Annotated in this window: 19 protein-coding genes; 7 read left to right on the forward strand and 12 right to left on the reverse strand. The window is 73.6% G+C overall.

From position 1 onward, the window contains the following. Positions 1–69 precede the first annotated feature (69 nt). The 3 genes from ABTW95_RS10385 to ABTW95_RS10395 are packed head-to-tail and all read left to right on the forward strand — an operon-like array spanning position 70 to position 2,912. Positions 70–1,398, forward strand: a complete 1,329-nt coding sequence (locus tag ABTW95_RS10385) for a threonine/serine exporter family protein (protein WP_396447076.1) — start codon at positions 70–72, stop codon at positions 1,396–1,398. Between the two features lie 55 nt (positions 1,399–1,453). Beyond that, complete coding sequence (locus ABTW95_RS10390; protein WP_396447075.1) at positions 1,454–1,780, forward strand: DUF8820 family protein; 327 nt, start codon at positions 1,454–1,456, stop codon at positions 1,778–1,780. A gap of 10 nt (positions 1,781–1,790) precedes the next feature. Further along, positions 1,791–2,912 carry a DUF6745 domain-containing protein gene (locus ABTW95_RS10395; protein ID WP_396447074.1) on the forward strand — a complete coding sequence of 374 codons (1,122 nt, stop codon included), beginning with the start codon at positions 1,791–1,793 and terminating at the stop codon, positions 2,910–2,912. Between the two features lie 218 nt (positions 2,913–3,130). Here ABTW95_RS10395 and ABTW95_RS10400 read toward each other — a convergent pair whose 3' ends face one another. The 8 genes from ABTW95_RS10400 to ABTW95_RS10435 form a co-directional block, all read right to left on the reverse strand. Beyond that, entirely contained in the window at positions 3,131–3,979 is an 849-nt protein-coding gene (locus ABTW95_RS10400) for an STM4011 family radical SAM protein (protein ID WP_500226077.1), read from the reverse strand. Beyond that, positions 3,979–5,259: an STM4012 family radical SAM protein gene (locus tag ABTW95_RS10405; protein ID WP_500226078.1), complete on the reverse strand. Its 1,281-nt coding sequence runs from the start codon at positions 5,257–5,259 to the stop codon at positions 3,979–3,981. Before ABTW95_RS10405 ends, ABTW95_RS10400 begins: the two co-directional genes overlap by 1 nt. Continuing rightward, positions 5,256–6,056, reverse strand: a complete 801-nt coding sequence (locus tag ABTW95_RS10410) for an STM4013/SEN3800 family hydrolase (RefSeq protein ID WP_500226080.1) — start codon at positions 6,054–6,056, stop codon at positions 5,256–5,258. The genes ABTW95_RS10405 and ABTW95_RS10410 overlap by 4 nt, the downstream gene beginning before the upstream one ends. Then, a complete protein-coding gene (locus ABTW95_RS10415; RefSeq protein ID WP_396447069.1) occupies positions 6,044–7,108 on the reverse strand; it encodes an STM4014 family protein in 1,065 nt (354 codons plus the stop codon). Before ABTW95_RS10415 ends, ABTW95_RS10410 begins: the two co-directional genes overlap by 13 nt. A gap of 28 nt (positions 7,109–7,136) precedes the next feature. Further along, a complete protein-coding gene (locus ABTW95_RS10420; protein ID WP_500226082.1) occupies positions 7,137–8,099 on the reverse strand; it encodes an STM4015 family protein in 963 nt (320 codons plus the stop codon). Positions 8,100–8,218: 119 nt separating this feature from the next. After that, the gene (locus tag ABTW95_RS10425; protein ID WP_500226083.1) at positions 8,219–9,034 is read right to left on the reverse strand and encodes a MetQ/NlpA family ABC transporter substrate-binding protein; all 816 of its coding nucleotides are present in this window, start codon (positions 9,032–9,034) and stop codon (positions 8,219–8,221) included. A 20-nt stretch (positions 9,035–9,054) separates the two neighbouring features. Beyond that, positions 9,055–9,711 (reverse strand): methionine ABC transporter permease, encoded by a 657-nt coding sequence (locus ABTW95_RS10430; RefSeq protein WP_396447066.1) that lies wholly within the window; start codon positions 9,709–9,711, stop codon positions 9,055–9,057. Then, a complete protein-coding gene (locus ABTW95_RS10435) occupies positions 9,708–10,754 on the reverse strand; it encodes a methionine ABC transporter ATP-binding protein (RefSeq protein WP_500226085.1) in 1,047 nt (348 codons plus the stop codon). The genes ABTW95_RS10430 and ABTW95_RS10435 overlap by 4 nt, the downstream gene beginning before the upstream one ends. Before the next feature lie 699 nt (positions 10,755–11,453). On the opposite strand from ABTW95_RS10435, the gene ABTW95_RS10440 reads away from it, so the two are divergent. The 4 genes from ABTW95_RS10440 to ABTW95_RS10455 all read left to right on the forward strand — a co-directional run bounded on the left by ABTW95_RS10440 (position 11,454) and on the right by ABTW95_RS10455 (position 14,200). Then, a complete protein-coding gene (locus tag ABTW95_RS10440; protein ID WP_396447064.1) occupies positions 11,454–12,020 on the forward strand; it encodes a hypothetical protein in 567 nt (188 codons plus the stop codon). A 39-nt stretch (positions 12,021–12,059) separates the two neighbouring features. Next, the gene (locus ABTW95_RS10445) at positions 12,060–12,641 is read left to right on the forward strand and encodes a TetR/AcrR family transcriptional regulator (protein WP_396447063.1); all 582 of its coding nucleotides are present in this window, start codon (positions 12,060–12,062) and stop codon (positions 12,639–12,641) included. A gap of 81 nt (positions 12,642–12,722) precedes the next feature. Beyond that, positions 12,723–13,472, forward strand: a complete 750-nt coding sequence (locus ABTW95_RS10450; RefSeq protein ID WP_396447062.1) for an SDR family NAD(P)-dependent oxidoreductase — start codon at positions 12,723–12,725, stop codon at positions 13,470–13,472. 38 nt (positions 13,473–13,510) lie between these two features. Further along, positions 13,511–14,200: a class I SAM-dependent methyltransferase gene (locus ABTW95_RS10455; RefSeq protein WP_500226088.1), complete on the forward strand. Its 690-nt coding sequence runs from the start codon at positions 13,511–13,513 to the stop codon at positions 14,198–14,200. A gap of 23 nt (positions 14,201–14,223) precedes the next feature. Here the strand turns inward: ABTW95_RS10455 and ABTW95_RS10460 are convergent, their stop codons facing one another. From ABTW95_RS10460 to ABTW95_RS10475, 4 genes are all read right to left on the reverse strand, one after another. Continuing rightward, positions 14,224–14,829 carry a response regulator gene (locus tag ABTW95_RS10460; protein ID WP_396447060.1) on the reverse strand — a complete coding sequence of 202 codons (606 nt, stop codon included), beginning with the start codon at positions 14,827–14,829 and terminating at the stop codon, positions 14,224–14,226. After that, a complete protein-coding gene (locus tag ABTW95_RS10465; RefSeq protein ID WP_500226090.1) occupies positions 14,826–15,956 on the reverse strand; it encodes a sensor histidine kinase in 1,131 nt (376 codons plus the stop codon). Before ABTW95_RS10465 ends, ABTW95_RS10460 begins: the two co-directional genes overlap by 4 nt. Positions 15,957–16,016: 60 nt before the next feature. Further along, entirely contained in the window at positions 16,017–16,661 is a 645-nt protein-coding gene (locus ABTW95_RS10470) for an ABC transporter ATP-binding protein (protein ID WP_396447058.1), read from the reverse strand. Between the two features lie 91 nt (positions 16,662–16,752). Continuing rightward, the gene (locus tag ABTW95_RS10475; RefSeq protein ID WP_396447057.1) at positions 16,753–18,033 is read right to left on the reverse strand and encodes an alpha-amylase family glycosyl hydrolase; all 1,281 of its coding nucleotides are present in this window, start codon (positions 18,031–18,033) and stop codon (positions 16,753–16,755) included. Positions 18,034–18,036: the final 3 nt, after the last annotated feature.

Raw genomic sequence — 18,036 nt, forward strand, 5'->3', positions numbered from 1 at the left:
AGGCGGGGAAGGGGCACGAGCGGGGGAATGCGCGCGGCCGAACGCTTGCGGCGGACATGGCAGGTCCTGATGGACGGATCCCCCCCGGAACCGCCCGAAGAGGAACCCGGCGAGATCGTCGATCCCCGGGCGGTCGACCTGGTGCTCCGCGTCGGCGAGCTGCTGCTGGCCAGCGGCGAGACCACCGAGCGCGTCAACGAGGCGATGCTCAGCCTGGCCCTCGCCTACGACCTTCCCCGCTGCGAGGTGCAGGTCACCCTGACGAGCCTCCTGGTCTCGGCCCACCCGGGCAAGGGCGCGCCGCCCATGACGGGGACGCGCGCCATCCGGCGCCGCACCCCGGCCTACTGGCGGCTGACCGCGCTGCACCAGCTCGTCCAGGACGCGTCCATCGGCATGCTGGAACTGGACGAGGCCCACAACCGGCTCAGGCAGATCAAGGCGGGCCGCGCCCCGTACCCGGCCTGGCTGCTGGTGGTGTCGCTGGGGCTCATCGCCGCGTCGGGCAGTGTCCTGTCCGGCGGCGGTCCGCTGGTGGCGGCCACCGCGTTCATCGCCACGCTGCTCGGCGACCGCACCGCCGCCGCGCTGGCGCGGCGCGGCATCGCGGAGTTCTTCCAGCTGGCGCTCGCCGCCGCGATCGGCGCCGCCGCCGCGGCCCTGGTGGTGGCCATGGGCAACCCGGGGCACGCCTCCACGATCGTCACCGGGGCGATCCTGGCGCTGCTGCCTGGACGCCCGCTCGTCGCCAGCATCCAGGACGGCATCACCGGCGACCTGGTGAGCGCCGGGGCCCGGGTGCTGGAGGTCTTCTTCATGATCGCGGCGATCGTGGCGGGGCTCGGCGCGGTCGTCTACATCGCGGTCAGCATGGGCGTGCCGATCGACGTCAAGCACCTGCCCGCGCCGGCGGCGGAGCTGAGGCCGGTCGCGGTCATCGCCGCCGCCGCCATCTCCGTGACCTTCGCGATCTCGCTCGCGGCGCCCAAGTACGTCCTGACCGCGGCCGCCCTGGGCGGGGCCCTGATCTGGGTGCTGTACGTCCTCGCGCGCGGGTGGGACATGCCCCCCGTGCTGGCGGCGGCGGTCGCGGCGACGGTCGTCGGGGTGGGGGCGAACTGGCTGGCCCGCCGCAACAACCAGCCCGTCATGCCGTTCGTGGTCCCCGCCATCGGCCCCCTTCTGCCCGGGACCGCGCTCTACCGGGGCATGGTCGAGCTCAACACCGGCTCTCCGAACACCGGCGTGCTGAGCCTCATCGGCGCCATCTCCGTCGCGCTGGCGCTGGGAGCCGGGGTGAACCTCGGCGGCGAGCTGGTCCGGGCGTTCCAGCACGTCGGCCTCGGCGGTTCCGGACGCTGGGGACGGCCGGCGGCCCGCCGCACCCGCGGCTTCTGACCTCGGTGTTCCCGCGCGCCCGCATTTTGTCGGTGGCGGAGGTTACGTTCGCCGCATGTACCGACAGGGAGACGTCCTGATCATGCCCGTGCCCGAGGAGGCGGTTCCGCGGTCCGTCCGCGACCTGCCGCCGGCCCCCCGCGACGGCCGCGGGCGCATGGTGCTGGCGCTCGGGGAGGCGACCGGGCACGCGCACGCGCTGTCCGCGCCCGGCTCGCTGCTGCGCACCCCCGATCCGCTCGCCCCCGACCATCTGCACCTGCCGTCCGGCGGGCGGCTGGTGCACGAGGAGCACGCGGCGATCACGCTGCCCAAGGGGTGGTACCGGGTGATCCGCCAGCGCGAATACGTGCCCGGCGCCGTCCGCGTCGTGGCCGACTGAGGGGGCCGGGATGCCCACCGGAACGGTACGTGAGACCCACTACGTCGTCGGCGACTGGCAGGCGGCCGCGTTCCGCACCGGCCCCGCCGACCGCGCCCGCGCCGAGGCGGGCGTGGCCGCCGCCTACGCCGCGGCCGGGCTGGCCGCCCCCGAACGGTACATCTGGGTGCCCTCCCCCGCGCGCGGCGCCGCCCTGGCGGCCGTCCTGGCGGGGCACGGCGACGCCCTCGCGGCGGCGGGACTGGGGGGCCTGGTCGAACAGGCGCGGATCGACCTCGGCGAGAGCACCCCGGGCAGGAGCGTCCTCGCGGACGTGCGCACCCGGCCCTGGGAGGCGGAACGTGCGGCGGCCTGCTCCGAACAGGGGCCGGAGCAGTGGCCGCGCACGTGGGCCGACACCGGGGGCCTGCTCTGGAACCCGGTCCAGTCGCTGGTCGCGCGGGTGCGCGCCGCCATCGGCGAGCAGGCCGGGGACGCGCCCGAGCAGGAGCCGGCCGCGTCGCTGCTGCGGGCGGCCGCGCTCGACGCGGTCCTGGGCCAGCACGACGCGCCGTGGCTGGCGCTGTTCGAGTCGCTCGGCCGGCTGGACGGCCCGCTCGCCGGCCTCGCCGAAGCCGCCCGCTCGGCGGGCTGGTGGTGGCCCTACGAGCGGCTGGCGATCATGTCGGAACGCCCCAGCGAACTGCACCGCGACGAGCCCGGCCGGCTGCACCGGGGCGACGGTCCCGCCCTCGCCTACCCGGACGGGTTCGCGCTGCACGCCTGGCGCGGCATGCCCATCCCGCCCGGTTTCGTCTCCTCCCTGACCGACCTGACGGCCGACCGCATCTCCGCCGAGGAGAACGCCGAGCTGCGCCGCGTCATGCTGGAGATCTTCGGCTACGACCGCTACCTGGCCGAAACGGGCGCGCGCCCCCTGCACCGGGACGAGACGGGCGTCCTGTGGTCGATCGACCTGCCCGGCGACGAACCCGTGGTCATGGTCGAGGTGGTCAACTCCACGCCCGAACCCGACGGCACGTACCGCACCTACTATCTGCGCGTCCCGCCGGGGACCCGCACGGCCCGCGCGGGCGTCGCGTGGACGTTCGGCGTGGACGAGGCCGACTACCGCCCCGAAAAGCAGACCTGAGCCCGCGGGCGTCCCTTGGTCGCACTTCCCCAGTCACCAAGGGACGCCCGCCCCGCCGCATCACCGGGACCCGCCCGGCTGACCACCCCCGGTCACGCCTCCGGCCCCGTGGTCCGCCTGCGCGAACCGGCTGCTCCGCGCTGGCACAGGACGGCGGACCGGGGCGTGGTCCCTGGCGCCGGCCGCGGGCGGCGTTGCCGGTCGTCTTGTTGTGGGGGTCAGGGCAGGAGGATCGGGATTCGTTCGAGGATGCCGTCGGCGAAGGTTTCGTAGAGGCCCAGCGGTTTCAGGTGGACGTAGCCGATGTGGCAGTCGCAGGTGTCCAGGGGGCAGGGGCGCGGGGCCAGGGCGTCGCGGAACGTTCCGTCGTAGAGGTTGCCCAGGACGGTCGGGACGAAGTGGCAGCGGCGCACCGTGCCGTCGCCGTCCGCGGACACCACCGTTTCGCCCGTCCGGCAGGGAAGCCCGCGGCTGGGGTGGGGGCGGCGGCTGAGGGGGAAGAGCGGGTCGATGTCGGTCCAGGAGGCGGCCTCGGCGTCGTCGTAGGCGCGGCCTTCGGCGGCGTTGACCCACAGGTAGGTGCCGGCGGGCAGGTCGGCGCGGAGGCGGCGGGCGGCGTCGAGGTGGTCGGGCTGACCGACGATCCCCACGCTGAAGCGGACGCCGTTCGCGGCCAGGTCGCGGCATTTGCCCAGGAACCGTTGGTAGGGGACCTGGCCGGGGTGGTACGTCGCCCACAGCGCGAGCCGGTTGAGGTCGGCGTCGGCGGTCCACGAGACGCGGTGGCTGAGGTTCGTCTGGATCGCGACCCGCCGGACGTGCGCGAGGTGGCTGAGGGTGATGAGGGCCTGCCTGTACCAGGAGCGCACCAGGCCCTCGCCCCAGGGCGTGAACAGGACGGAGACCGGGTGGTCGCAGGCGGCGACCCAGGCGACGAAGCGTTCGAGTGCGGCGCGGTCTGCGCGGAGCTGGGCCGGTGTGTCGCGACGCTTGGCGAACGGGCAGTACGGGCAGTCGTAGTCGCAGCTCGCCAGCAGTCCGCGGTAGAGGATCGTGAGGTGATTCATCAGCGTGCCTCGTAGGAGTCCATGAGGGCTTGGACGCGGGACGAGAAGAGGGCGGGGCCGATGGCGTCGGAGTAGGCGAGCCCCTCCGGGGTGAGGCGGAGAGTGGTGTCGGACGCGTCCAGCCAGCCGCGGTCGATGAGGGTTGCGAGCTTGGAGGAGAAGTCGTCCAGGGGGTCTGTGCCAAAGCGCGCGCGGTAGGTGTCCCGGTCGAGGCCGGTCGCCTGGAGAAGTGATTGGAGGAGGTGCCGGCGGCGTTGCTCGTCGGTATCCAGGGCGAACCCCACTCGGGCGGTCGTGAAGTCGGTCTCACTTACGTAGGAGTCGATGATGGAGCGCACCTGGCCCGCACCGACCGCGTACTCGAACGAGTAGTGCAGGCGCGAGGTGTAGGAACGGGCGCCGCAGCCCAGGCTGACCATGCCGTCGGTCTGGCAGCAGTACCCGATGCCGCCGGCCGAGGTGCGGGGAAGGCGGAACATCCGCATCGACACCTGCTCGTAGCCTTCGGCCAGGAGGTGGTCGCGGCCGATGCCGTAGAGGGTGAGGCGCTGGTCGTCCCAGTCCCGGGCGCGCCGTCCGAGGCCGGTCAGCGGACGGACGTAGAGCGGGTACAGGTAGATCTCCTCCGGGCGCCACGCGAGGGCGGCGTCCAGGGAGTGCAGCCATGTCGCGGGCGTCTGGCCGTCGATGCCGTAGATGAGGTCGATGTTGAGCGTCGGGAACGCCGCCGCCCGGATGCGGTCCAGCGCCGCCTCCACCTCGGCGCGCTTCTGGGGCCGGACGGCGGCGCGGGCCTCGTCGTCCAGGAAGCTCTGCACGCCGATGGAGACACGGGTCGCGCCGCGTTCGGCGAGGACGGCCAGCCGGTCGGTGGTGGCGGTGGCCGGGGAGGTCTCCACGCCGAGCGGGATCGCGCCGAATCCCGGGAACCGTCCGGCGATGTCGCAGAGCCGTTCCAGTTCGGACGCGGTGAAGTAGGTGGGCGTGCCGCCGCCGAAGGCCGCCGTCGCGAAGGCGGGTTCGCCGAGGGCGTCCAGGACGGCGGTCGCCTGCCGGTCGAGGGCGTCCAGGTAGGCGCCGGTGAGTTCTTCGGGCGCGCCGGTGCGGGTGAAGAGGTTGCAGAAGCCGCACCGCATCTCGCAGAAGGGGACGTGCAGGTAGAGGAAGAGCGAATCGAGCGGCTCCCCCGCCCAGACGTCCTGCAAGGGGGGCGACGGGTCCAGGGGGCGGTAGGCGGTCTTGTGCGGGTACGCGTACACGTACGCCTGGTAGGGCTTCACGACAGGATGAACTCTCCGTACGGAACGGTCCAGACGACCTCGTGGCCGATGCGGTGCCCGGTGTGGCCGTCCTCGCCGTAGGCCGTCCCGTGGTCGGAGCAGACGATGACGAAGCACGGGCGGCGCATCAGCGCGAACAGCCGGCCGATGTGGGCGTCGACATGGCGGAGGGCGGCGGCGTGGCTGGCGCGCGTGTCGCCGTCCTCCTCGGTGGCGCCCGGCAGGTAGAACCAGTTGGGCTGATGCAGGGACGCGACGTTCACCAGCAGGAACAGGCGCCGGTCGGCGGGCAGCCGGCCCACGATCTCGGCGACGCGGCCGATCTGGTTGGGCAGTGCCTCCGGGTCCGCCACGCCGAACCCGGGTTCCCAGTGGCTCTCGGCGAACAGGGACGGCAGCGCCGACCCGAGCGGTGTCAGCTTGTTGAAGAACCCAACGCCGCCCACGCAGGCGGTGTGGTATCCGGCGGCGGCGAGCCCCGACGGCAGGTCGGCGGCGTCGAACGTCCAGGTGCGGGGCGCCGTCGTCTCGCTCCCCGGGAACGCTCCCGCGAAGAGGCGGGGGTGCGGCCCCGGGGACGCGGGCCTCGGCAGGAACCCGGCCAGCATCGCCGAGTGCGCGGCATAGGTGAAGCTGCCCGGTGTGTGGCGGCGCTCCCAGCGGCCCCCGGGCAGCAGGCCGGCCAGCGTCGGCGTCGCGCCGGACGCGGCCAGTTCGGCGGCCACGTCGTAGCGCAGCGTGTCGAGTGTCACCAGCAGCAGATCGTGGCTGCCGATGATGTCGTTCATGTCGTGCATCTGAGCCACGCGACCTGGGCGGCGTAGGTGTCGAGCCCTTCGGCGGGACCGCCTGGAAGGCCCGTCAGCCCGGGGAGCAGGTCGCCGAACGCGTTCACCTCGCACACCGCGAACCGGTTCAGACCCGCCCCCACGAGCAGGTCCACGCCGACCATCGGGGAGCCCGGGAAACAGGCCGCGGCCCGCGCGCACACGTCGAGCGCCCGCTGCCAGCGTTCCTGCCCAAGCGCGCGCTGCACGGCTCCGAGGTCTCCCCTGGCGCCGCCCAGATGGAGGTTGGTCATCGGTGTGCGGCTCGTCCGGACGACCGCGTGCGTGGGTTCGCCGCCGATGACGACGACACGCAGGTCGAACACGCGGCCGTCGAGGGTGGCCTTGGGCAGCCACCGCTCCACGTGCAGGCCGTCCGGCGCGAGCAGGCCGATCAGCGCCGCGACCTCCCGCTCGGTCTGGTAGGAGCGCACGCGCAGCGAGTTGAGCAGCCGCTCCCCGGACATGAGGGCGGAGGTCACGGCCCTCACCCGGCCCGGCGCGGTCTGCAGGGCGACGACCCCGGAGGCGGACGAGCCGTGCGCCGGCTTGACGAACACCCGCCGCTCCCCCGCCTCGTCCATCCGCGACCGGAGCGCCGCATATCCGTCGATGCCCGGCAGCGCGGCGGGGACCGGGACCCCGGCGGCCAGCAGGCGCGCGTGGGTCAGCCGCTTGTCGAACATGACCGCGATCTCCTCGACGTCGCCGAGGACCCGCGCCCCGGACGCCGACGCCGCCTCCGACAGCCGCCGCAGCGCCGCCGTGAAGGTCCGGTGCCAGCGCGCGCCGCCGCCGACGCGGGCGGGATCGCCGGGGCCGCGCAGCAGCGCGTCGGCCGCGCGGTCCTCGCCCGGCGAGTCGATGCGCAGGACGTCGCCCGCCCGCAGGCCGAGCGGGGCGCCGCGCAGCACGTCCGTCCAGGCGACGAGCCGCGGCTCGGGCAGCCCGGCCGCCCGGCACGCCGCCGCGAAGAGCGCGGGGCGCCGGTCACCGGGCGTCCCCACCGCGACGAGGCTCATCCGGCGAGCGCCGGGAGGCGGTCCCGGATCATTCGGATACCGCGATGTAGTGCCAGTCGCCGTCCGGCTTCTCCTGGTCGCCGAGGTCGACCTCGACGCCGGGGAGCGCGGCCTTCACCCGCTCCATCATGGCGTCGGACAGGAAGTGGTGGTGCAGGTCCAGCCTGCGCAGGTGGGTCAGCGGCTGCCCGGCGAGCAGCGCCTCCGCGCCCCGGTCGGTGAGGATGCCCATGGCCAGGCTGAGCGACTCCAGCCGCGCGACGACGGGCGCGCCGGCGACCGCCGCCGCGATCTCGTCCTGGATCTCGCTGTCCTCCAGGCCGAGGTGGCGCAGCGCGGGCAGCCGCTCGCCGCTGAGGAACGGGGCGAGGTCGGCGACCGTCGCGTCGCCGCCGTAGTTGTCCTCGCCGAGCCACAGGTCGAGGTGCTCCAGGTTCGGCAGCTCGCTCGCCCCCACGGCCCGGACGACGCGGGCGGGCAGCCCGCCCGACTCGAACCGCAGCACCTTGAGCTCGTCGCTCTCGACCGGGTCGAGGACGAGGTCCTGCGAGCCGCGGACCTCGAACCGCTCCAGGCCGGGGAACGCGGTGAACAGCGGGGTGATGTCGGAGTGCTCGATCCAGGAGATCTCCGACTCCTCGCCGGTGATGTCGCCGAGGAACAGCGCCCTGAGCTTGGGGAACGACGCGGCGGCCGCGGTGAGCAGCGCGACCGGGTCGGCGGCGCCGTCGTCGTAGGACGCGCCCCAGTAGCCGATGATCAGCGCCGTGACCTCGGTGGTGTCGACGCTCTGGAGGAACCGGGCGAAGACGTCGGCGAAGTCCTCCTCGTCGAAGGAGGTCCCGACGAACCATGCGGCGTCGGCGGCCGGCGGGAGGTCGGCGCCGGTGACCGGGTCGCCGGCTCCGCCCTCCCCGTCCGGCCGGGTGTCCTCGTTGAACGTGGCCACCGGCAGGCCGGCGTATTCCTCAAGGTGCTGATAGACGCCCATGGGTCCCCTTTGCGAGTTCGTCGGCACATGTCCTATCAGGACGGGCGGACAAACCGCGGCGGTTTCCCTCCGGAGGGCGTCCCGGCGCGCGGGGCGCCCCCCGGACGGCGCCCGGCGCGTCAGGACGCGATCAGCACGGACCCCTTGTACTTGTCCTCGACGAACTTCTTCACCTCCGGCCCCTGCAGCAGCCGGACGAGCTTCTTCACGCGCGGGTCGTCCTTGTCCTCCGGCAGGGTGACGATGCCGTTGGCGTACGGGTTCCCCTCGGCCTTCTCCGCGGCGAGCGCGTCCTTGTTCGGCGCGAGCCCGGCCTCGATGGCGTAGTTGCCGTTGATGACCGACAGGTCCACGTCGTCCAGCGACCGGGGCAGTTGCGCCGCCTTGACCGGCTTGAACTTCAGGCCCTTCGGGTTGCTCGCGATGTCGCGCTCCGTCGCGGTGGACGGCGCGTCCGGCTTCAGGGTCAGCAGGCCGTTGTCGGCGAGCAGCTTCAGCGCGCGGCCCTCGTTCGCCGGGTCGTTCGGGACGGCGACCTCCGCGCCCTGCGGGACGTCCCGCAGGCTCTTCGCCTTCTTCGAGTAGACGCCGAGCGGCTCCAGGTGGACGGGCGCGACGAACGCCAGCTTCGTCCCGGTCTGCTTCTCGAACTCCCGCATGAACGGCACATGCTGGAAGTAGTTGGCGGTGACCTGCTTCTCCTTCAGCGCCGTGTTCGGCTGCTGGTAGTCGTCGAACGTCACGATGTCGATCTTGAGCCCGGCCTTCGCGGCGAGGTTGTCCTTGACGTAGGCCAGGATGTCGCCGTGCGGGACGGGGTTGACCGCGACCTTCAGCGGCGCGTCCGGATCGTCGGACGCCTCCGACGAGCCGCAGGCGGCCAGCCCGGCCAGGAGACCGAGGGAGGCCAGCGCGACAGTGATCTTGCGAAGCACGACAAGTGCCTTTCTGTGGGTTACCTATGGGTCAGGCGGCGGGCGAGGAGGTCGCCCGCGGCCTGGATGAGCAGGACCAGGACGACGAGCAGCGCGACGGTGGCGACCATGACCTTGGTCTCGAAGCGCTCGTAGCCGTAGACGACGGCGAGGTTGCCGAGCCCGCCGCCGCCGACCGTCCCGGCCATGGCCGTGTAGCCGATCAGCGCGATGACGGTGACGGTCAGCCCGGACACCAGGCCCGGCCGCGCCTCGCGCAGCATGACCTTGCCGACGATCTCCCGGCGGGTGGCGCCCATCGCGTCCGCCGCGGCGAGCACGCCGGGGTCGACCTCGCGCAGCGCGATCTCGACGAGCCGCGCGTAGAACGGGATGGCGCCGATCGTCAGCGGGACGATCGCCGCGGCGTTGCCGATGCTGGTGCCGACGAGCAGCCGGGTGAACGGGATGATCGCCACCATCAGGATCAGGAACGGCAGCGACCGGCCGATGTCGACGGCGACGCCGAGCGCCCGGTTGACCGGCGCCGCGGGCAGCAGCCCGCCGCGCTCGGTGACGACCAGCAGCACGCCGAGCGGCAGCCCGAGCACGACGGTGAACAGCGTGGCGACACCGGTCATGTAGAGGGTGTCCACGGTCGCGGGCCACAGCAGCGGCGCGACCTCGCTCCAGGTCATCGCACGCCCTCCGCGCTCTCGGCGCCGGCCGCGCCCTCGTGGCCGTGCTCGCCGGCGGGACGGTTCCTGACGTCGACGGTCAGGCCGGATTCGCGGAGGAAGGCCAGCTGCGCGGCGTTCGTGCCGGGGTCGCCGGGGAGTTCGAGCTGGAGGCGGCCGACGCGTTCGCCGGCGACCGTCTCCACCGCGCCGCCGAGGATGTTCACGTCCAGGGAGTACTTGCGGGCGAGCGCCGACACGAACGGCTCGCCGGCGGCGCCGCCGGTGAAGGTGACCTCGACGAGCGTCCACCCGTCGCGGGGCTCGGCCGGCGGCAGCGGGAACAGGTCCCGGGCCAGCTCCGAGCCGGGGCGGGCGAGCAGCCGCGCCACCGGCCCGGACTCGGTGATGCGGCCGGCCCGCATGACCGCGGCCGAGTCGCAGATGCGCTTGACCACGTCCATCTCGTGCGTGATCAGCAGGATGGTGAGGCCGAGCCGCCGGTTGAGGTCGCGCAGCAGCTCCAGGATCGACGCGGTCGTCTCCGGGTCGAGCGCGGACGTCGCCTCGTCCGACAGCAGCACCTTCGGGCGCCCGGCGAGGGCGCGGGCGATGCCGACGCGCTGCTTCTGCCCGCCGGAGATCTGCGCCGGGTACGCGCGGGCGTGCTCGGCGAGCCCGACGAGGTCCAGCAGCTCGGCGACGCGGCGCGCCCGCTCGGCGCGCGGGACGCCCATGACCTCCAGCGGGAACGCGACGTTCCCGGCGACCGTCCGGCTGCCGAGCAGGCCGAAGTGCTGGTGGATCATGCCGATGCCCTGGCGGGCCCGGCGCAGGTCGCCGCCGCGCAGCGCGAGCAGGTCCTGCCCGCCGACGACGACGCGGCCCTCGTCCGGGCGGTCGAGCAGGTTGACGCAGCGCAGCAGGGTGCTCTTGCCGGCGCCGCTGCGCCCGAGCACGCCGAAGACCTCGCCCTCGGCGACGGTCAGGTCGACCCCGTCGACGGCGACGACGCGTCTGCCGCGGTCGCGGTAGCTTTTTCGGAGTTTCTCGATCTGAATCACAGGAAAATATCCAGGCGGTGATCGCCGAACGGGCGGCGGCGGTCAGGACGGCGGCGTGCGGCGCGGCGCGCCCGGGCGCTCAGGAGCGGCCGGGCGGGAAGGGCGCGTGGCCGAGCAGGTGGCGTTCGAAGAAGTGGCGTTCGAAGAACATGTGTGACTCGTGGACGTCGCGGACGGCTCGCTTCGGGGCGCGAGGCTCAGGCAGGGGCCCTCAGCGGTCACACATTCGCCGGCAACACGTACGCCGCAGGGCCCGCGGCATCGGCGGGCGGTGCGCGAAGCACAGGCGTACGGAGGACATGTCAGCAGTTAACCCGCTTCACGCGAGTGACCGCAACTCCGCCCGGTGTGACGTCGATCGCCGTGAACCGCCCGCATCGCAGGCGGCGGGCGGTGCGCGCGCCGTGCTGTGACGACCGCCACGCCCGGCCCGCGCGGATGCGGGCGATCATGCACGCGGCCGCGCCGGAACCGCCGCCGGCGGCCCCGGGAAGGCCCGCTGCTCAGCCCTTGCCGCACCGCCGTTCACGCAGCGTAGAGCCATGATCGACGATCCGGTGCACGATGATCGGCAAAGCGTGGAAGGGAGTGCGTCAGATGGGTGAAACCAGACGAGCCGGACCTCTAGAGTGAGTGCCACGTGAGGGCCCTCTCGCGGGAGGGCCCTTTGTTCTGCCTGCACGATCCAGAGGTCCCGACATGAACGACCACGAGGTGCACGAGGAGTGCATGAGGCTCCTCAGGGATGGCCTCCCCGTCCCCGCTCCCGCCGCCTTCGAGGAGGGACGGGACTTCCTTCCGCTCAGTCTCGACGTCGACGGCGACATCGCCGTTGTCACGTTCCTACACCAGTGGGACGGGGCGTCGCCCTTCATCGAGGGGTGGACGTTCCACCGCCGCGACGGCGAGTGGCGGGAGCTGGGCGGCGCCGGCGGATCGGCGCCCGCCGACCCGCTGCTGCGCCGGTCGTCCGGGGAGATGGGACGCCACCTGCTGAAGTACGGGTCGGGCCGCACCGTCCGCAACTCCAACCGGCTGCTGCCGTGGGGCGCCAAGTGGGTCCACGAGGCCCGGCTGCGGGCGTCGGCGGAGGTGGCGCGGATCAGGGTCGGCAACCGGATCCTGAACGTCCCCGAGCACGGGCACGTCGTCGTGGTCTGGGGCGCCCGCCGGGGGCCGGTCGTGGAGGCCCTCGCCGCCGACGGGTCCGTGCTGGACGCCATGGACCTCGACCGCCCGTCCGTTCCCGCCCGCCCGCAGAGCTGATATTTGACCGATCGTTCTGCACGAGGTTACCGTCCTGCCATGGCACGGACGAAGGAGTTCGACCCCGACGCCGCGCTGCGGCGCGCGCTCGACCTGTTCTGGGAGCGCGGGTACGAGGCGACCTCCATGGCCGATCTCGTGGAGCGTCTCGGCATCGCCCGCGCCAGCATCTACGGGACGTTCGGCGGCAAGCACGAGCTGTACCTGAAGGCGCTCGAACGGTACCTGCGGACCACGGACCCGGGCGTCGCCGAGCGGCTGTCGCAGCCGGGCCCCGCCCTGCCGGCGGTGCGCGCGCTGATCGAGCGGTACGCCGAGGAATCGGCCGGCGACCGGGAGCGGCGCGGCTGCATGGTCGTCAACGCGGCGGTCGAGCTGGCGCCCCGCGACGCCGAGGCCGCCCGGCTCGTCGAGGCGAGCTGGAGCTTCCTGGAGGCGGCGCTGACCGTCGCGCTGACCCGTGCCCGCAACCAGGGCGAACTGGCGCCCGGCAAGGACCCGCGGGCGCTGGCCCGCCTCGTGCTGGTCATACTCCAGGGGATGCGGGTGCTCGGGCGCGCCCCCGCCGACCCGGGCCGCGTCCGCGACGCGGCGCGCGCCGCGCAGGCCCTGTTCGACTGATCCCCGGCCCCCGGCCGACCGGGCCGGGGGTCTTTTCCGTCCTCATTCAAGAACGATCGATCTAGAAACGGAGCCCCGGCCATGACCTTCGACGGCAAGATCGTCCTCATCACCGGCGGCGCGGGCGGCATCGGCCGCGCCGTCGGGCACGCCTTCGCCCGCGCGGGCGCCACCGTCGTCCTCGCCGGCCGCGACGTGACCGCGCTCGCCGACGCGGTGAAGGAGATCGGCCCCGGCAGGGCCGACCACGTGGCCGCCGACGTGACCGACCCCGCGTCCGCCGCCCGGATGGTCGAGACGGTGACCGCACGCCACGGCGGCCTGCACGTCGCGGTCAACAACGCCGGGATCTTCGGCGCCGCCGCACCGGTCGCCGACCTCGACGCCGGCGTCTGGGACGGCGTCCTCGCGGTGAACCTGACCGGGGTGTTCCTGTCGATGAAGCACGAGATCGCGCACATGCGCGCCCACGGCGGCGGAACGATCGTCAACGTCTCGTCCAACATCGGTGCTCACCGCCGGCGTCCGGGCCTGGCGGCCTACGCGGCGTCCAAGGCGGGGGTCAGCGTCCTCACCCGCACCGCCGCGCTCGACCACATCGCCGACGGCGTCCGCATCAACGCCGTCAGCCCCGGGCCGAGCGACACCCCGATGTCGCTCCTGCCGGGCGAGACCGAGGCCGAGCGCGCCGCCCGGATGCGGACGGCGGTCCCGGCCGGCCGCGTCGCGAGCACGTCAGAGGTCGCCTCGACCGTCCTGTGGCTCGCTTCCGACGCTTCGGCGCACGTAGTGGGCCATGACCTCGTCATCGACGGGGGTGTCACCGCCTGACAACGCATCCCGCGCCCGCCTCCGGGCAGACTCGGGACATGGCCCTCACACCCGATCACGACTCTGAACCGGAACGCTTCCGCCTCGCCGGCCGGGTCACCGGGAAGTATCTGATCGGGGCGCGGAGCCTGCACGACCACGTCGCGTCGAAGCTGCTGAGCGCCGGCGCGTCCCTCGTCCTGGACATCGGCTGCGGGGAGGGCGCCCTCAACGCCGCCCTCCCCCGCCCCTCCCCGATCCGGCTGGTGGGCCTCGACGCGTCCGCCGACCTCCTGCGCGACCACCCGGGCACGCGGGTCCGCGGCGACGCGCTGCGGCTGCCGTTCCGCGACGGGACGTTCGACGCCGCCGTGGCCGTGAACATGCTCCACCACCTGGACGATCCGGGCCGCGCGCTGCGCGAGGCCCGCCGCGTCCTCGCCCCCGGCGGGCTGCTGCTCGCCTCCGCGATCTGCCGGAACGACAGCCCCGAGCTGGCGCCGGTCTGGCGCCCCGAGCCCACGGCGTTCGACGCCGAGGACGCCCCCGACCGGGTATGCGAGGTGTTCGGCGAGGTCGAGGTGGAGCGCTGGGACGCCCCGCTGATCACGCTGCCCGACCGCGCCGCCGTCCGCGACTACCTGATCGCCCGCCGCGTGCCCCGCCCCCAGGCCGCCGAGGCCGCCGCGCAAGTCCGCACCCCGCTCCCCGTCACGAAGCGGGGCAGCCTGGTCCTGGCGCGCCGCTGACCCGGCGCCCGCTGCGCCGCCCGCTACAGCCAGCCGAGGTCGCGGGCGACGCGGGCGGCGGCGTGGCGGTTGTCGGCGCCGAGCTTGGTGACGGCGGCGGAGAGGTAGTTGCGCACGGTGCCCTCCGACAGGCCGAGGTCGCGGGCGATGCGGGAGACCGGGGCGCCGCCGGCGGCGGCGCGGAGGGTGTCCAGCTCGCGCGGGGTGAGCGGGCACTCCTCGGCGGCGAGGGCGTCGGCGGCGAGCTGCGGGTCGATGTAGCGGGCGCCGGCGGCGACCTGCCGGATGACCTCGGCGAGCCGCCGGCCGGGCGCGTCCTTGCCGAGGAAGCCGCGGACCCCGGCGGCCATGGCGCGGCGCAGGTTGCCGGGCCGGCCGTGCGCGGTCACGATCACCAGGCGGCAGCCGGGCAGGTCGCGGGCGAGGCGCTCGGCGGCGGCGAGCCCGTCCAGGCCGGGCATGTCGATGTCGAGGACGGCGACGTCGGGTTTGAGGGCGAGGGCGCGGTCGACGGCCTCGTCCCCGCGGCCCACGTCGGCGGCGACCTCGATGCCGTCCTCGGTCTCCAGCAGCAGGACGAGCGCCTCCCTGATCAGGAGGTGGTCGTCGGCGAGCAGCACCCGGATCATGCCTCACCCCTCGCTTCGGCGGGCACGGCGGCGGTCACCCGGAACGTCCCGTCGCCGGCCGGGCCCGCGGTGAACTCGCCGCCGGCGGCCGCGATCCGCTCGGCGAGGCCGGCCAGGCCGCTGCCCGCGTCGCCGGCCCGGCGCCCGGCGCCGTCGTTGACGATCTCCAGCCGGACGCGGTCCCGGCCGGCCCGGACGGCGATCTCGCACCAGGTGGCGCTGGAGTGCCGCAGGACGTTGGTGGCCGCCTCGCGGGCCACCCAGCCGAGCGGCTCGTGCACGTGCGCGGGCAGCGACGGGGACACCGCCGGCCGCTCGCACCGGATCCCGGCCGCGCGCAGCACGGCGGACATGCCGTCCAGCTCGGTGCGCAGGGAGGTGGCCCGGTAGCCGCGCACGACCTCGCGGACGTCCCGGACGGCGTCGCGCGCCATCGTCTGGATCTCGGTGAGCTCCTTGCGGACGCGCCCGTCGTCGCGTTCCACGAACCGTTCGGCGACCTCGGCGCGCAGCGCGACGGCCTGCAGGCTGTGGCCGAGGACGTCGTGCAGGTCGCGGGCGAAGCGGAGCCGCTCCTCGCCCACCGCGGAGCGGGCCAGCTCGGCGCGCGCCTCGCGCAGCTCCTGCACGACGTGGAACAGCCAGACTGTGACGTACCCGGAGAAGGCGCCGAGCGGCACCCCGGTGACCTCGTACAAAACGTTCAGCGCGGGCAGCCCGAGGAGCAGGCCGTAGAGGGGGGTGAGCACGGTCGCCGCCGCCGTGACCGCGATCGCCTCGCGGACCGGCAGCACGACGGCGATCAGCCCGGCCGGGACGAGCAGCGCGTTGCCCCAGCCCTGCCCGGTGTCGAGCAGCGGCGGCAGCGCCCAGCAGATCAGCGCGATCGCGGCGAGCCCGAGCCGGTGGGCGGGTGCGGTGCGGCGCATCAGGTTCTGCCACAGCAGCCGGGCGTAGAGGCCGAACGCGGCGGCGACGCCGGTGAGGGCGACGAGCAGGTGGCCGGCCTCCCGCCGCTCGGCGACCTCGTACCAGAGCGCCGGCAGCAGGAACCCGGCCAGCGTCAGCACCGTCATCCCCACGATGATCGCGGCGATGACGGTGGGGCGCGGGATCCTGGGCTGCACGCGCCCAGCGTATGCGGCCGGCAAGGCGGCTGGTGAGGTCGTCGGTCCGGGCCGCGCCGCTCAGGCGGCGCGGAGCCGGGCCGCCTCCCGGCCGGTGACGAGGCGGCCCTCGTCCAGGACCCCGACCCGGTCGGCGCGGCACGCCTCGTCCGGGTCGCGGGTCGCGACGACGATGCCGGTCCCGTGCGCGGCCAGCATGAGCAGGACCGACCACACCTCGCGGGCGTCGGCGGTGTCGAGCCCGGCGGTGGGCTCGTCCAGGAAGAGCACGTCGGAGCGTCCGATCAGGGCGAGCGCGAGGTCGAGCATGCGGCGCTGCCCGGGGGTCAGCCGCTCGAACGGGACGCCGGCGACGTGGGTGAGGCGGGCCAGGCGCAAAGCCTCATCGCGGGTGATGGGGTCGAGCGTCCAGCGCCGCCACGTGTCGATGACCTCGGTGACGGTCAGCCCCGGGAACAGGCCGCCGTCACGCCAGACCGCCCCGGCGCGCGCGGAGTCGCGGTCGGTGTAGGGGTCCGCGCCGCGGAGGCGGACGGTCCCGCCGGCGGGGCGGCGCAGGCCGGCGAGCATTTCCAGGAGTGTCGTCTTGCCGGAGCCGTAGCGGCCCAGCAGCGCGTAGATCTCCCCTTCGGCCACAGTGAACGAGACATTCCGCACGGCCTCGTTCAGGTGCAGGTCGCGTACCTCGATCACAGGTGCCTTCATGGGATCCATGCTGGCCGCCGGCGGCGCGGGCGAGCAGTCACAGGCGTCAGAAGGCGGCCGTGAGGAATCCATGAGTGGGCCATGACAAATGTCATGGTTCGGCGATCGCCCATCCGGCCGGTGGGATGGTGGCGCCGTCTGCGGTGAAGCTCGCTTCACCGGCTGCGCACGTCCAGTCGGCGGCGGGCAGCTCGGCTGTGGCGGGCTCATCGCCCAGGTTGAGGACGACCGCGAGCCGGTCTGCGCCGTGCCCCACTGTGTAGGACAGGGCCGTGTTGGTCAAGGTCGCGACCGTGGTCTGGGCGCGGACGAGCCATGGGTGGCGCCGCCTCAGCCCGATGAGGTCTTGGTGGAGGCGGTGGTAGGGGGCGCTGTAGCCGGGGGTCTCGTCGGGACGTTCGGGGAAGGCCGGCCGTATGGCGTCGTCGCCGCCGGCGCGCTCCTCCTTGATGCCTTCGAAACCGAACTCGTCACCCGCATAGATGGACGGCACGCCCCCGGTGGTCAGCAGGATCACCAGCGCGTGTTGCAGGAGTTCCTTCCGGTTCAGGCGGCTGGCGATGCGGGTCACGTCGTGGTTGCCGAGGAACGTCTGCGGGACGAAGACGTCGAGCATCCCGTTGTGCCGGTTCAGGGCGTGGGCCAGTTCGAAGAAGTTGCGGTCGTTGAGCGAGCTCCAGATGGCCTTCCACAGTTCGTACTGGGTGAGGGAGTCGAATCCGGTGTGCTCCACAAGGCGCGTGTAGTCGCCGTGGATGACCTCGCCGACGAACCATACGTCGGGGAAGCGCGCGCGGACGCGGTCTGTGACCGTCCGCCAGAACGGGGGCGGGACGGCGTACGCGGCGTCCAGGCGCCATCCGTCTACGCCGCGCTCCAGCCAGTGGGTCATGACGTCGGTGACGTAGTCGGCGACCTTGGGTTCGGCGTGGTTCAGCGTGACGAGGCGGTCGTGGCCCTCGAACGTGCGCAGGTCGGGGTGGAACCAGTCGCGGTACGGGGAGTCGTCGCCTCTGGCCGCGACGTCGGCGAACGGTTCGAAACCGCGCCCGACATGGTTGAAGACTCCGTCCAGCAGGACTCTGACGCCTTTCCGGGACGCCTCGTCGATGAGCCTTTGCAGGTCGTCCTCGCTGCCTAGCCTCGGGTCGATGCGGTAGTGGTCGACGGTGTCGTAGCCGTGGGTCTCGGACGCGAACACCGGGCCGAGGGCGAGCCCGTTGCAGCCGAGCCCGACGAGGTGGTCGAGCCAGCCCGCGAGCATGGCGAGCCGCGGCACGGGCGGCGCCCCCTCGGGGAGTGCCTCGCGTTCGGCACCGACGAAACCGAGCGGGTAGACGTGCCACCAGATGGCGTGATCGGGCCAGCGCATGCC

The sequence above is a fragment of the Spirillospora sp. NPDC127506 genome (assembly GCF_040302145.1).
Lineage (GTDB): Bacteria > Actinomycetota > Actinomycetes > Streptosporangiales > Streptosporangiaceae > Spirillospora.

Bases quoted from the DNA above. Each gene is read 5' to 3' on its own strand.
- ABTW95_RS10420 (WP_500226082.1), bottom strand. From the start codon at position 8,099: ATGGGCGTCTATCAGCACCTTGAGGAATACGCCGGCCTGCCGGTGGCC.
- ABTW95_RS10410 (WP_500226080.1), bottom strand. From the start codon at position 6,056: ATGCACGACATGAACGACATCATCGGCAGCCACGATCTGCTGCTGGTG.
- ABTW95_RS10455 (WP_500226088.1), top strand. From the start codon at position 13,511: ATGGCCCTCACACCCGATCACGACTCTGAACCGGAACGCTTCCGCCTC.
- ABTW95_RS10440 (WP_396447064.1), top strand. From the start codon at position 11,454: ATGAACGACCACGAGGTGCACGAGGAGTGCATGAGGCTCCTCAGGGAT.
- ABTW95_RS10460 (WP_396447060.1), bottom strand. From the start codon at position 14,829: ATGATCCGGGTGCTGCTCGCCGACGACCACCTCCTGATCAGGGAGGCG.
- ABTW95_RS10445 (WP_396447063.1), top strand. From the start codon at position 12,060: ATGGCACGGACGAAGGAGTTCGACCCCGACGCCGCGCTGCGGCGCGCG.
- ABTW95_RS10470 (WP_396447058.1), bottom strand. From the start codon at position 16,661: ATGAAGGCACCTGTGATCGAGGTACGCGACCTGCACCTGAACGAGGCC.
- ABTW95_RS10400 (WP_500226077.1), bottom strand. From the start codon at position 3,979: ATGAATCACCTCACGATCCTCTACCGCGGACTGCTGGCGAGCTGCGAC.
- ABTW95_RS10430 (WP_396447066.1), bottom strand. From the start codon at position 9,711: ATGACCTGGAGCGAGGTCGCGCCGCTGCTGTGGCCCGCGACCGTGGAC.
- ABTW95_RS10395 (WP_396447074.1), top strand. From the start codon at position 1,791: ATGCCCACCGGAACGGTACGTGAGACCCACTACGTCGTCGGCGACTGG.
- ABTW95_RS10415 (WP_396447069.1), bottom strand. From the start codon at position 7,108: ATGAGCCTCGTCGCGGTGGGGACGCCCGGTGACCGGCGCCCCGCGCTC.
- ABTW95_RS10475 (WP_396447057.1), bottom strand. From the start codon at position 18,033: ATGCGCTGGCCCGATCACGCCATCTGGTGGCACGTCTACCCGCTCGGT.
- ABTW95_RS10390 (WP_396447075.1), top strand. From the start codon at position 1,454: ATGTACCGACAGGGAGACGTCCTGATCATGCCCGTGCCCGAGGAGGCG.
- ABTW95_RS10450 (WP_396447062.1), top strand. From the start codon at position 12,723: ATGACCTTCGACGGCAAGATCGTCCTCATCACCGGCGGCGCGGGCGGC.
- ABTW95_RS10385 (WP_396447076.1), top strand. From the start codon at position 70: ATGGACGGATCCCCCCCGGAACCGCCCGAAGAGGAACCCGGCGAGATC.